Annotated in this window: 9 protein-coding genes; 6 read left to right on the top strand and 3 right to left on the bottom strand. The window is 31.9% G+C overall.

Annotated features, from left to right (window positions below; genetic code table 11):
* Positions 1-61 precede the first annotated feature (61 nt).
* The 3 genes from B4A23_RS01025 to B4A23_RS01015 form a co-directional block, all read right to left on the bottom strand.
* Complete coding sequence (locus tag B4A23_RS01025; RefSeq protein WP_291115839.1) at positions 62-1,552, bottom strand: aminoacyl-histidine dipeptidase; 1,491 nt, start codon at positions 1,550-1,552, stop codon at positions 62-64.
* 648 nt (positions 1,553-2,200) lie between these two features.
* Complete coding sequence (locus B4A23_RS01020; protein ID WP_291115835.1) at positions 2,201-2,689, bottom strand: hypothetical protein; 489 nt, start codon at positions 2,687-2,689, stop codon at positions 2,201-2,203.
* Between the two features lie 175 nt (positions 2,690-2,864).
* The gene (locus B4A23_RS01015; RefSeq protein WP_180906384.1) at positions 2,865-3,890 is read right to left on the bottom strand and encodes a M28 family peptidase; all 1,026 of its coding nucleotides are present in this window, start codon (positions 3,888-3,890) and stop codon (positions 2,865-2,867) included.
* 140 nt (positions 3,891-4,030) lie between these two features.
* Here B4A23_RS01015 and B4A23_RS01010 point away from each other — a divergent pair, with 140 nt between their 5' ends.
* The 6 genes from B4A23_RS01010 to B4A23_RS00985 all read left to right on the top strand — a co-directional run bounded on the left by B4A23_RS01010 (position 4,031) and on the right by B4A23_RS00985 (position 13,045).
* Positions 4,031-5,932: an amino acid permease gene (locus B4A23_RS01010; RefSeq protein WP_291115832.1), complete on the top strand. Its 1,902-nt coding sequence runs from the start codon at positions 4,031-4,033 to the stop codon at positions 5,930-5,932.
* Between the two features lie 91 nt (positions 5,933-6,023).
* A complete protein-coding gene (locus tag B4A23_RS01005; RefSeq protein WP_291115828.1) occupies positions 6,024-7,442 on the top strand; it encodes a hypothetical protein in 1,419 nt (472 codons plus the stop codon).
* 118 nt (positions 7,443-7,560) lie between these two features.
* On the top strand, positions 7,561-9,318 hold the full coding sequence (aspS, locus tag B4A23_RS01000) for an aspartate--tRNA ligase (protein WP_180906386.1): 1,758 nt from the start codon (positions 7,561-7,563) through the stop codon (positions 9,316-9,318).
* 140 nt (positions 9,319-9,458) lie between these two features.
* Entirely contained in the window at positions 9,459-10,910 is a 1,452-nt protein-coding gene (locus B4A23_RS00995) for an MATE family efflux transporter (RefSeq protein ID WP_291115825.1), read from the top strand.
* A gap of 1 nt (position 10,911) precedes the next feature.
* Complete coding sequence (locus B4A23_RS00990) at positions 10,912-11,148, top strand: hypothetical protein (RefSeq protein WP_038336082.1); 237 nt, start codon at positions 10,912-10,914, stop codon at positions 11,146-11,148.
* Between the two features lie 121 nt (positions 11,149-11,269).
* Entirely contained in the window at positions 11,270-13,045 is a 1,776-nt protein-coding gene (locus B4A23_RS00985; RefSeq protein WP_291115822.1) for an AMP-dependent synthetase/ligase, read from the top strand.
* The last annotated feature ends 31 nt before the right edge of the window (positions 13,046-13,076 follow it).

Here is a 13,076-nt window from a genome sequence, read left to right as displayed (position 1 = left end):
GTATTATTGTAAAAAAAGACCACTTGAAAAGTGGTCTTTGAATTAAGTTTTTCAACTTAAATTATATATTTTTTGAATTTGCACAGCTGTAATCAACTGGACCATCATTTGGAATATCTTTTAAAATATCTAATAAATAATCCCAGAATTTTTGAACTGAAGCAATTTCAACTTTTTCGTCAGGAGAGTGAGCGCCAGAGATGTTTGGACCAAAAGAAATCATATCCAAACCAGGATAATTTGTTCCAATAATTCCACATTCTAAACCAGCGTGACATGCCACAACTTTTGGTTCTTCTCCGAATTTTGAAACATAAATACCTTTCATCAATTCTAAAATTTCTGAATGTGTATTTGCTTTCCAACCAGGGTAAGATCCAGAGAATTTAACCTCAAAACCACCTAATTCGAATCCAGCTTTTAATGTTTGTGTTAATGCTTCTTTACCTGATTCTATAGAAGAACGAGTTAAGCATAAAACACGAGCATTACCATCAATAACTTCTACGCGAGCTACATTATTAGACGTTTCTACTAAACCTTCAACATCTGGACTCATTCTGTAAACACCATTGAAAGCCGCCATAATTGTTTGAACAAAAACTTTAGAATCTTGTGCTGACATTGCTGAAGTCGTATCAGTTGGTTCTAATGTAATCACCATTTTAGGTTCTTTTGTTTCGTATTCTTCAATGATTTCGGCGCGTAAAGTTTCGTAAGAAGCTTTGAAAGCGTCCACTTTATCTGTAGGAATTACAATTTTAGCCCAAGACTCGCGAGGAATAGCGTTGCGTAAACTTCCACCTTCCATATGCACGATTTGTAAACCAAATTCAGTTGCAGCATTTAACAAACGAGCAATCAATTTGTTCGAATTTCCTAAACCTTCGTGAATTTGCATTCCAGAGTGTCCACCGTTCAAACCTTTTAATGTTAAGGTAAAAGCAGTTCCGTTATTAGCTTCTGCCGTGTAAGATTTTGTAGCCGTAACATCAACTCCACCAGCACAACCAATGTCTAATTCATCATCTTCTTCTGTATCTAAATTCAACAAAATTTTACCAGATAAAAATCCTGCTTTCAAACCTAAAGCACCAGTCATTCCAGTTTCTTCATCAATCGTGAAAAACGCTTCAATAGCTGGATGAGGAATATCTTTCGATTCTAAAATTGACATAATTGTTGCAACGCCAATTCCGTTATCAGCACCTAAAGTTGTTCCATTTGCCGTAACAAATTTTCCATCTTCAATCAACATTTCAATTCCTTGTGTCTCAAAATCGAATGTAACATCATTATTTTTTTGACAAACCATATCCAAATGCGATTGCATCACCACTTTTTTACGGTCTTCCATTCCTGGATACGCAGCTTTTTTGATCAAAACATTTCCTACTTCGTCTGTTTCGACAGGTAAACCTAAGTCTTCACCAAATTTGATGATAAACTGACGAACTTTTTCTTCTTTTTTAGAAGGTCTTGGAACTGAGTTCAATGCTGAGAAGTTTTTCCAGATTGCTTTTGGTTCCAAATTAAGAATATCGTTATTCATTGTTTGTTTTTTTATTGTTCCTCAAAGTTACGGAATTGCGACAATATAGTTTTTAAAAAAATGATGATATTAAACTGACCTATATAAGTAACTAAAGTTAATTACTTTTACTTTTCTCATTTTATAATAGATAAATCCGTTGTGCATTTTGAATTAAAATTCATCAATTCGAGTGATTTTTAGAAATGAAATGAATAAAAATTGTATCGAGAATAGAATTTTATTTTCTAAAACCTTATTCTCAATGCAAAATTCTTACAGAATTTCACTCGAATTGACGGTTTAATTGCTAAAATTATCAAAATGCATGACGGGTATATAGATTACATATTTCTAATTAGATAAAAGATATTAAATAATACCTAATTTCAGGTAAAAGACTACTTTCTTTAGGTTCAGGAGTCAATTATTTTATTATTTAAGCCTATTAGTTTAGTCAAGAACTTAAAATTTGTGGTTAAAAACCTAACAAAATAAGTAATAAAGCTAAAAATTTAAGTTTAGAACTATGAATTTATATTTCATAACCTAAATGAAGGAGTAAATAACTAAAAAATAGAAGTGAAAAATACAAATAATATAGTCTCTAAATCAAAAAGAAGAGTAAATCAATACAATTTACTCTTCTTTATTAAATAATAGATATTATTACATAGTATCTGGTGATGTTGAAGCAGAACCTCCTTTTTTCTTTGCAAAAAATTGACTTATTTCATTCCGTTTTGTTTCGTAACCAGAGACAGAAGTGCTTGCTTTATAGGTCGTATAAGCATAATCTGTAAGTGCAGCTTGATAATTATCAAAATCGTGCAAAATTTTAGCATTACGTAGTTGAGTCGTAATATTTTCTAACTGAGAAATTAAAACTTCTAGATTTTGTCGACTTGTATAATCTTTTGCAAATTCTATCCAATTTACTTCTGGAGAAGATAATTGTGGTTGATTTTGAAAATAATCATATACTTTATGAACGATTAATTTATTTTTCTCATTAATACTTCCATATTTTTGGCGTTCGTTTGACGTTAGGTTAATATCAATTTCTTTGACGGTTAAAGCGAGTTGTTCTATTGCTGTTTGTGCTTGTTTTATTTTATCAGTAGATAAGTGTTTGTTGTTTAAGTTTGTGATTGGCATAGTTTTTAGATTTATATTAATACCTAAATATATAAAACGAAATTTATTTTATCCGTTTATAATCAATTAATTACGTTAGTTGATTGTCTGCAAATAATTCGATATAAAAATTAACAATAAAAAAAGCATTTACTTAAATGTAAATGCTTTTAGGAATGTATTATAATTCTCTCAACTATCTTGTAGAAGGCATTGGAGATTCTTTGTCTACAACTGGTCTATTTTCGGCATTTGCTAAAATCCAAATTGTATTAAAAGCTAATTTTGTACGACGCGTCAATAAATCATATTCAATTTTATCTGGCGTATCTCCTGGTTTGTGGTAATCATCGTGCACTCCATTAAAGAAGAAAACTGATGGAATATTATGTTTTGCAAAGTTGTAGTGGTCAGAACGATAATAAAAACGATTTGGATCATCTGGCGTGTTGTAACGCATATCCAAATTAATTCCCAATCCATTGTTTGCAGCTAAAACAGCTTTGTGCAAGTCAGAAGACAACATTTCAGATCCAATAACATACACAAAATCTCTTGTTTTTTCGTTGTGCTCATAATCTACGCGCCCAATCATATCAATATTAACATTTGCAATTGTATTTGCTAAAGGAAAAATTGGATGCTCCGAATAATATTTAGAACCTAATAAACCTTTTTCTTCACCAGAAACATGTAACAATAAAACCGAACGTTTTGGACGGATTCCTTTCTTCTCAGCTTCGCGGAAAATACGACCAATTTCCATTACTGCAACAGTTCCAGAACCATCATCATCAGCACCAGGATACAATTTTCCATCTTTGATTCCGTCATGATCATAATGAGCAGAAATAACTACAATTTCTTCTGGTTTTTCTGAACCTTTGATGAATCCCATTACATTTCTCATTTGACCTTTTACTCGACTAAAAGTAGCAGCAGGAATAATTTGGAAATAATTATTATTTGGACCATTAATTCCTAATTCTTTGTAATAATTTGAAATGTAATTCCCCGCTTTTATTTCTCCTTCCGTACCAGCATTTCTACCTTCCATATCAGGCGCAGCAATAATATAAAGCTGTTTTTTTAATTCCGCTTCAGAAATTTTATCTGTATATTTTACAAGACTCTTTTGATATTTCTCCTGAGAAATTGGTTTTGTAGAATCACAACTTACTAAAGTAGCAGCTAAAGCAATTGCAAATAAAAATTGTTTCATGTTAATTTTTTGAATTAAATTTAAAATTAATCTAACCAAGCAGAATAAAAAAGAAAATTTGAATAAAAAACCAATATTTATACGGATTCTATCCGATTTTGGGATTGTCTTTTTTATATTTGCCCGTTTTTAAATAAATTATGTCACAATTATTCAGAAAAAAATCTGTCGAATCCATTTTAGCAGAGTCTGCAAAGAACACGTCTACAATGAAAAGAACCTTAGGTGTTCGAGATTTAACAGGTTTTGGTATCGCCGCAATTGTTGGAGCTGGTATTTTTAGTACCATTGGTCGAGCAAGTTTCGAGGGCGGTCCAGCAGTTATCTTCCTTTTTATTTTTACGGCAATTGCCTGTGGTTTTACAGCTTTTGCTTATGCAGAATTTGCTTCGTTAGTGCCTGTTTCGGGTAGTGCGTATACCTATAGCTATGTTGCATTTGGAGAATTATTTGCTTGGGTAATTGGTTGGGCATTGATTATGGAATATGCGATTGGAAATATTGTGCTTGCGATTTCGTGGAGTGATTATTTTACCACCTTGCTCTCCGGAATGGGATTACATCTGCCAGAATGGATGACAATGGATTATTTTACGGCGAGAGAAGGTTTTGAATTTGTTTCGAATGAATTAGCGAAAGGTAAAACATTAGAAGGAATTGCGAATTCGCCTTATGCACAAGAAATCCCAAAATATTTAGCTTTTAAAGATGCACCATATTTAGGATTTAATTTAGTGGTGGATATTCCTGCATTAATCATTACTTTTTTGATTACAGCTTTGGTTTATCGCGGTATTAATGAATCAAGAAAAGCAAGTAACGCAATGGTTGTGTTAAAATTAGCAGTGGTGCTTTTGGTAATTGTGGTTGGTGCTTTTTATGTGAATCCAGATAATTGGAATCCTTTTGCTCCGAATGGAGTAGGAGGTGTTTTGGCTGGAGTTTCGTCTGTTTTTTACGCTTATATTGGGTTTGATGCGATTAGCACAACTGCGGAAGAATGTAAAGATCCGAAGCGAGATTTGCCTCGCGGAATTTTTGCATCTATTATTATTTGTACTGTTTTATATGTGCTGATTGCTTTGGTAATTACGGGAATGGTTCATTATTCTGAATTGAATGTTGGAGATCCTTTGGCGTATGTTTTTGATAAAATTCAAGATTTAAAGTGGTTGGCAGGAATTATTGCTTTTTCGGCTGTAGTAGCGATGGCGAGTGTATTTATTGTTTTTCAAATTGGGCAACCTCGTATTTGGATGACAATGTCTCGCGATGGTTTATTACCAAAGAAATTTTCTACTATTCACCCAAAATTTAAAACACCATCTTTTGCGACTATTTTTACTGGATTTGTTGTAGGTATTCCTATTTTATTTACAGATTTAGAATTGGTTGTTGATGCTTGTTCTATCGGAACTTTGTTTGCTTTTGTGTTAGTTTGTGCGGCTGTACTTCGTATGGATGCCGATCCAAATGCAAAAAGAGGAAATTTTAAAACGCCTTTTATCAATGCAAAATACATTATGCCAATTGTAACTGCGGTGATTGTATTTTTATGCGCAACAACGTTTAAAGATGATTCGATTGATTTCTTTACGAATAAACCGCAACCTATGCCAGTTGAACATTTTGTAAGTTCGTTAACGCCAAAAGAACTAAAAGATTCTTATGCAACAATTAATGAATTAACAGGATCTGAAATTGAATTTTTGGATGATTATTTGGCTCAACTATCACCAGAACAATACAAATCTACTTTGAGCAAATTGCCAGTTTATGAGGATAAGAAGATGGAAAAAGGTTGGGATGTTTTCAAACACAAAATTCCAATGATTCTATTCTTAATGATTTATGTTTTTATGGTTGTTAGAACGTTTTTCAAAAGAACTTCTATTATTCCACTTGCAGGTATGTTATGTTGTTTTTATATGATGGCGCAATTAGGATTGAAAAACTGGATGATTTTTTTGATTTGGATCGCAATTGGTCTAACGATTTATTTTACATACGGTTATAAACATAGTAAGTTGAAAAATATTTAAACTTACAATAAACAATAAAAGATCCGATTATAATCATTTATAACCGGATCTTTTTGTTTCTATCAGTTATATTTGAAAGAAAAATAATCCTATGAAAAAAATTCTATTATTTGTATCAATCTTAGCGGTAATTTATACATCTGCTCAGGATATAGATATAAAAAAAGGAAAAGTTCTATTTGATAAAAAAGAAGTTGCATTAGTTGAAGGAAAAAAACGTGTTTACACGTTGTCAGATCTGCAAAATAAACCAATTTTATCAATAGAGGTTAAAGATAATATTTTGCCAAATGGTGAAAGTATAGATTATTATACTCTTACAGATTTGGCTACTAATGAAACTAATGATGTTGTCGCAAGACAATCAAAATTTAGTTTTAGTTTAGAAAAAGGAACAATAAGAACTTTTTCTGAAGGTGATTATCGGTTACTAAATGAAAATGGATTTGATAAGACTTTAATAAATAAAGTTATAACAACTAATAAAAAAAATTATCAAGAAGTTTATAATACAAAAAAAGATTCTATTAATAAAGTTTTGAATGAGGCAACTACTCTTGTGAAAAAAAATAATATAATTTTTAATGCTTCAAATGGAACTATAGTGAATCAAGAAACTTATCCTGCAAAAAAAATTATCATAGGTAGTTTAAAACAAGTTGATAATAAATTTTATCTAAAGGAAAATGAATTAACTGTAGGTATTTGGGAAAATAAGAGATTTACGTTAGAAAATGGAAATTCTTATTACATTCAAGGTCCTTTAATGTCATCGGCTAAAGTTCAAATTGACGAAAAATTTGCAAATCATCTTATAGGTTTCGCATTATTAGAGGGATATGGATTAGAAAATCAACTTTATTATAAAAAAGAAGAAGAAAAGAAGCAAATGATGGCTGAAAACTACCTTGATTATCAGAATAAAGTAGCTGATGCCAAGAGTAATTCTTCAAACTTATATGATGTTCCTGGTTATTTAATTGATGAAAAAGGAAATAAAGTTGAAGGAAAATTATCAATAAATTTTGAAGATATATCACAAAACATACAAAAAAGTAATGTAGGATCTATTCCAGAAAATTATGGAAAATCTGTTTTTGTAAAAGCATTGAATGAGAAAGGTAAAGAAAAATCAACACGATACAAATCGAATACAGGAGCTAAATTTTGTACAGATTCTGGAGATTGTTATATTGGATTGAAAACAGTTGGGAATGTTTTTAATTCGATTGGAAATGTAATGAGTTTAAGCACTGATTTTTCATATTTCTATAAAATTTTAAATGAAGATAACGGATTTCTTATTTTAGAAGAACCGTCAAATAATAAACTTTATATAAAAATACCTAATCAAGAAAAAGCGCTTTATTTAGGAAATAATAATGATGATAAATTAGAAAAAAATTTCAACGAATACATAAAATGTAGTTTAAATGCGACGGATTTTGACTTAAAATCTGTAGATGGAATTAAAATCTTTTTTGAAAAATATAAAACGACTTGTAAATAGTATGAAAAGCGATTCAATTTTGAATCGCTTTTTTCTTAAAATTATTTCATCAAAAAAGTTATATAACTTCTTTATTTCACCTCAAAACTCTACCTTTGTCTTATAAATTTGACGACAAATGTTTAGAACTCATACTTGTGGTGAATTAACACAAGCCAACATTAATGAAAAAGTAACGTTAAGCGGTTGGGTATCAACGCTACGTGACAAAGGTTTTATGATGTGGATCGATTTACGTGATCGCTACGGAATCACACAAATCATCTTAGATGAAGAACGTTCTTCGAAAGAATTATTTGAAACTGCTCGTCATTTAGGACGTGAGTTCGTAATTCAAGTTACAGGAACTGTAATCGAAAGAGCTTCAAAAAATCCAAACATTCCAACAGGAGATATCGAAATCTTAGCAGAAAACATTACAATTTTGAATGAATCTGCATTGCCTCCATTTACAATCGAAGATAATACAGATGGTGGAGAAGATATTCGTATGAAATATCGTTATTTAGATATTCGTCGTAATCCAGTAAAAGAAAAATTAATCTTCCGCTCTAAAGTTGCGCAGGAAGTTCGTAAATATTTAGATGCACAAGAATTTGTAGAAGTTGAAACTCCAGTTTTAATCAAATCTACACCAGAAGGTGCGCGTGATTTCGTGGTTCCATCTCGTATGAATCCAGGTGAATTTTATGCATTACCACAATCGCCACAAACATTCAAACAATTGTTAATGGTAGGAGGTTTAGACCGCTATTTTCAAATTGTAAAATGTTTCCGTGACGAAGATTTACGTGCAGACCGTCAACCAGAATTTACACAAATTGACTGTGAAATGTCGTTTGTTGAACAAGAAGATATTATGAATGTTTTCGAAGGTTTAGCAAAACATTTATTACATACTTTTAAAGGTTTAGAATTTGATCAATTTCCAAGGATGACATTTGCAGAAGCAATGCGTCGTTATGGAAATGATAAACCAGATATCCGTTTTGGAATGGAATTCGGTGAAATTACAGACTTAGCGAAAGGAAAAGATTTTAAAATATTTGATGAGCAAGAATTAATCGTCGGTATTGCTGCTGAAGGATGTAATTCTTACACGCGCAAAGATATTGATAAATTAATTGAATGGGTTCAACGTCCACAAATTGGTGCGACTGGTTTAGTTTGGGCTCGTTACAACGAAGACGGAACGTTCAAATCATCTGTAGATAAATTCTATTCTCAAGAAGATTTAGCAGCTTGGGCTGAGCGTATGGATGCAAAACCAGGTGACTTAATGTTAGTGATGTCAGGCAATACAAACAAAGTTCGTGCGCAATTATCGGCTTTACGTATGGAAATTGCAGAGCGTTTAGGATTACGTAATCCAGAAGTTTTTGCTCCATTATGGGTTGTCGATTTTCCATTATTAGAATGGGACGAAGAATCTGAAAGATATCACGCAATGCACCATCCATTTACTTCTCCAAAACCAGAAGATATGGAATTAATTGCAACTAATCCAGGTGAAGTTCGTGCAAATGCTTACGATTTAGTTTTAAATGGTAATGAAATCGGTGGAGGTTCTATTCGTATTTTCGATAAAGAAGTTCAAGCAAGAATGTTCGAATTATTAGGATTTACGCCAGAACAAGCAGAAGCGCAATTTGGTTTCTTAATGAACGCTTTCAAATACGGAGCGCCACCTCACGGAGGTTTAGCATTCGGTTTTGACCGTTTTGTATCGATTTTAGATGGTTCTGAAACAATTCGTGATTACATCGCGTTCCCTAAAAATAATTCAGGTCGTGATGTCATGATTGATGCGCCATCTCCGATTGACCAAACTCAAATGGATGAGTTGAATATTGCGTCAACATTTGTTGCAAAATAAAAAGAAAAAATTTCTATAAATATTAAAGACTACTTAGATAAGTAGTCTTTTTTTATTGATTAATTTTAAATTACATCACAATTTCTAAATGTAGAAGCAAAACCTTTGCTGTATCTTTGCAATCGTAAATAGAGAATAAATTGGAATTAAAAGAGCATTTAAGGCGTAATATCAAATTAGCATTTCCTGTAATGATTACTCAAATGGGGCAAATTTCTGTCAACATTATTGATAACATTATGGTCGGTGGTTTAGGTGGAAAATATGATAATATAGAAGATGAGGTTTTGGGTAAAACAGCTCTAGCAGCAGCTTCTTTAGGAAATTCATTGTTTTTTGCAGTTTTAGTATTTGCTTTCGGATTTAGTTTTGCGTTGTCACCATTGATTGCGGCAGAAGATTCGAAAGGCGATAAAAAAATGGCTGCAAATTATTTTTCGCATAGTTTGGTCTTGAATATTACTTTATCAATCGGTTTATTCTTATTGATTACATTCCTAAAACCGCTGATGTTCTATATGGGACAACCCGCTGATGTAGTAGAAAAATGTATTCCGTATCTAACGATTATGACATTTTCGATGATTCCATTGATGATTTTCCAAACATTTCGTCAATTATCAGAAGGTTTATCTTTAACGATTCCCGTTACAATTGCAACTATTTTGAGTAACGTGATTAATATTACGTTAAACTATGGTTGGATTTATGGAAACTGGGGATTCCCACGTTTAGAAGTTGCTGGTGCAGCTTGGGGAACATTCGTTGCACGTTCAGTAATGATGATTTTCTTGATTATAGTTTTATTTAATTTCAAGAAAACGAAATCTGTTTTACAAGAAGTTCAATTTAAAGCAAGTAATTTCCAGAAAGTAATTTTTAGAAAAATTGCTGGAATTGGAATTCCAACCGCATTAACATCTTTCTTCGAAATGAGTGCATTCTCTCTGGCAGCCTTTGTTTGCGGTTATACATTTACAAATTCTATCGCAGATCAAGAATTAGCAAAAGTAAATTTAGCAGCGCATCAAATTGCGATAAATTTAGCTTCCACAACTTTTATGATGTGTACAGGAATTGGAGTTGCAGCAACAGTTCGTATCGGAAATCAATTAGGTTTAAAAGATTACAAAACCTTAAGAGAAGCAGGTTGGTCTTGTATTTTGATGGTTTTATCATTTATGATTTTGTGCGGAATTTTATTCATTATTTTCCGTTATCAATTACCTACAATTTATTTAGATAATCCAGATGTTATCAATTTAGCTGCATCATTATTAATCATAGCCTCGCTTTTCCAAATGTCTGATGGCGTACAATTGGTATTATTAGGTGCTTTGAGAGGAATGACCGATGTTAAAATCCCTTCTATTCTAACGTTTATATCATATTGGTTAATCGCAATTCCGATCGGTGTAGTCTTGGCAATTGTTTTCGAAATGCGCGCGTTTGGAATGTGGATTGGTTTAGGAACTGGTTTAACGGCTTCGGCAGTGTTTTTGATGATTCGTTACAATCGTCAAACGAAGAAAATGATTAGGGAAAATCCTAATGCAGAAATAATTTTAGAAGATAAATTAAAAAACATATAAAATGGAATTACCAAAATTTTTATTGGCTGATAACTCAACAATGCCAGACAAAATCTTTATTTTACATACAGATTATCCTCGTTTTTTATTAGACGTTGAAACTGACGATATCGAGTGGTTTGAAGATATTTCTGAAGAAGAAGATAACGAAGAATTTAATACTGAAATTGCTAATTTAATCGAAGACGCTTTAGATTTTTATGATCAAGAAATGTCTTTGTTAGATGACGAAGAATAAGTCTTAAATTAATAAAATTTCTATGTTTTTATTGGTGTAAGATTTACACTAAAATAATTTTATATGCTTGCATTATAATTTTTTTATTAGTATTTTGCAACTAAGAAAATTATTCAAAACCATGGAAATAAAAAGATTATTTGATTTTCCGCAAAATCAATTAGAAAATAATCCTCGAGAAGATGCATTGGTGTCTAAAGTGAACGGAACTTGGGTGAAAACATCTACACAAGAATACGTTGGCAAAGCAAATGCATTTAGTCGAGGATTATTACAATTAGGAATCAAGCCACAAGATAAAATTGCAATAGTTACTTCAACTAATCGTACCGAATGGAACATCTGTGATATCGGTATTCAGCAAGTTGGCGCGATTTCCGTTCCATTATATCCAACACTTTCCGAAGACGATTTTGATTATATCTTAAACAATGCTGAATGTAAATTTATCATTGTTTCTGATAAAGGTTTATATGATACAGTTGTAGCTGTAAAAGATAAAGTGTCAACATTGGTTGGGATTTATAGTTTTGATGAAATTGCTGGAGTTCCAAATTATAAAGAAATTTTAGATTTGGGTGAAGATAATTCAACGCAACATGAAGTTGATAGTATCAAAGAGATGATAAAACCATCTGATATGGCGACTTTGATTTATACTTCAGGAACAACAGGTCGTCCGAAAGGTGTTGTATTAACGCACGAAAATATCGTTTCTGATGTTTTAATGTCCGTTGATCGCATTCCAGATTTTCCAAATCATGCGATTGCATTGAGTTTTCTTCCGATTAATCACGTTTTCGAACGTATGTTGATTTATTTGTATCAACATTTGAGTATAGGAATTTGGTATGCAGAAAGCATTGATAAATTAGGAGACAATATGAAAGAGGTGAAACCGCATGTAATGACGGTTGTACCACGATTAGTAGAAAAAGTTTATGATAAAATTTACAATACAGGTGCTTCTGCAGGAGGTCTTAAAACGAAAATTTTTATGTGGGCTTTAAGCCTTGTTGAAGATTACGATCCTTACAATCCAAAAGGTGGATTATTTGGGTTGAAACATTCTATCGCAAAAAGTTTGGTTTTCAGTAAATGGAAAGAAGGAGTTGGTGGTAATTTAGTATGTATGGTTTCGGGATCTGCGCCTTTAGCAGCACGTTTGAATCATATTTTCTGGGGTGCTGGAATTCCTATTTTAGAAGGTTATGGCTTGACGGAAACTTCTCCAGTAATTTCGGTGAATTGTATGAAGAAAGACGGTTTCGGAATTGGAACTGTTGGTGCTCCATTAAAAGGAATCGAGGTTAAAATTGCAGAAGACGGAGAGATTTTAGTCAAAGGTTCTAATGTGACACAAGGTTACTACAAAGATCCTGAAAAAACTGCTGAAGCATTTACGCCAGATGGTTATTTCAAAACGGGTGATATTGGAGTTCTTGAAAGAGGTTTACTTAAAATTACTGATCGTAAAAAAGAGATGTTCAAAACTTCTGGAGGTAAATATATTGCGCCGCAAATCATCGAAAATAAATTCAAACAATCTCGTTTTATTGAGCAAGTAATGGTTGTTGGGGAAGGAGAAAAAATGCCTTGTGCGATTATTCAACCTAATTTTCAAGTGTTGAAAGATTATTTACGTATCAAAGGAATTGCTGAGCCTGCTACAAATGCAGATTTAATTAAAGAACCTGCAATTTTAGATATTATTGGTCGAGAAATTGAAAAAATGAATAAAGGTTTGGGACATTGGGAACAAATCAAAAAGTTTGAATTAACACCTGATGAATGGACAATTGATGATGGATTATTAACGCCAACATTAAAATTAAAACGTAAAAATGTTTTAGCTAAATATCAAGATTTATACAATAAATTATACGATAAGAAATAAATAAAAAAAAAATTAAAAAATCCCTTCAAAA

The sequence above is a fragment of the Empedobacter sp. UBA7248 genome (assembly GCF_002472945.1).
In the GTDB taxonomy this organism is placed as follows: Bacteria; Bacteroidota; Bacteroidia; order Flavobacteriales; family Weeksellaceae; genus Empedobacter; species Empedobacter falsenii_C.
The sequence above is the reverse complement of the archived record's forward strand: the minus strand, read 5'-3'. Positions and strand labels throughout refer to the sequence as shown.

Coding starts and splice junctions, on each gene's coding strand:
- B4A23_RS01025 (WP_291115839.1), bottom strand. CDS start 1,552: ATGAATAACGATATTCTTAATTTGGAACCAAAAGCAATCTGGAAAAAC.
- B4A23_RS01020 (WP_291115835.1), bottom strand. CDS start 2,689: ATGCCAATCACAAACTTAAACAACAAACACTTATCTACTGATAAAATA.
- B4A23_RS01015 (WP_180906384.1), bottom strand. CDS start 3,890: ATGAAACAATTTTTATTTGCAATTGCTTTAGCTGCTACTTTAGTAAGT.
- B4A23_RS01010 (WP_291115832.1), top strand. CDS start 4,031: ATGTCACAATTATTCAGAAAAAAATCTGTCGAATCCATTTTAGCAGAG.
- B4A23_RS01005 (WP_291115828.1), top strand. CDS start 6,024: ATGAAAAAAATTCTATTATTTGTATCAATCTTAGCGGTAATTTATACA.
- aspS (WP_180906386.1), top strand. CDS start 7,561: ATGTTTAGAACTCATACTTGTGGTGAATTAACACAAGCCAACATTAAT.
- B4A23_RS00990 (WP_038336082.1), top strand. CDS start 10,912: ATGGAATTACCAAAATTTTTATTGGCTGATAACTCAACAATGCCAGAC.
- B4A23_RS00985 (WP_291115822.1), top strand. CDS start 11,270: ATGGAAATAAAAAGATTATTTGATTTTCCGCAAAATCAATTAGAAAAT.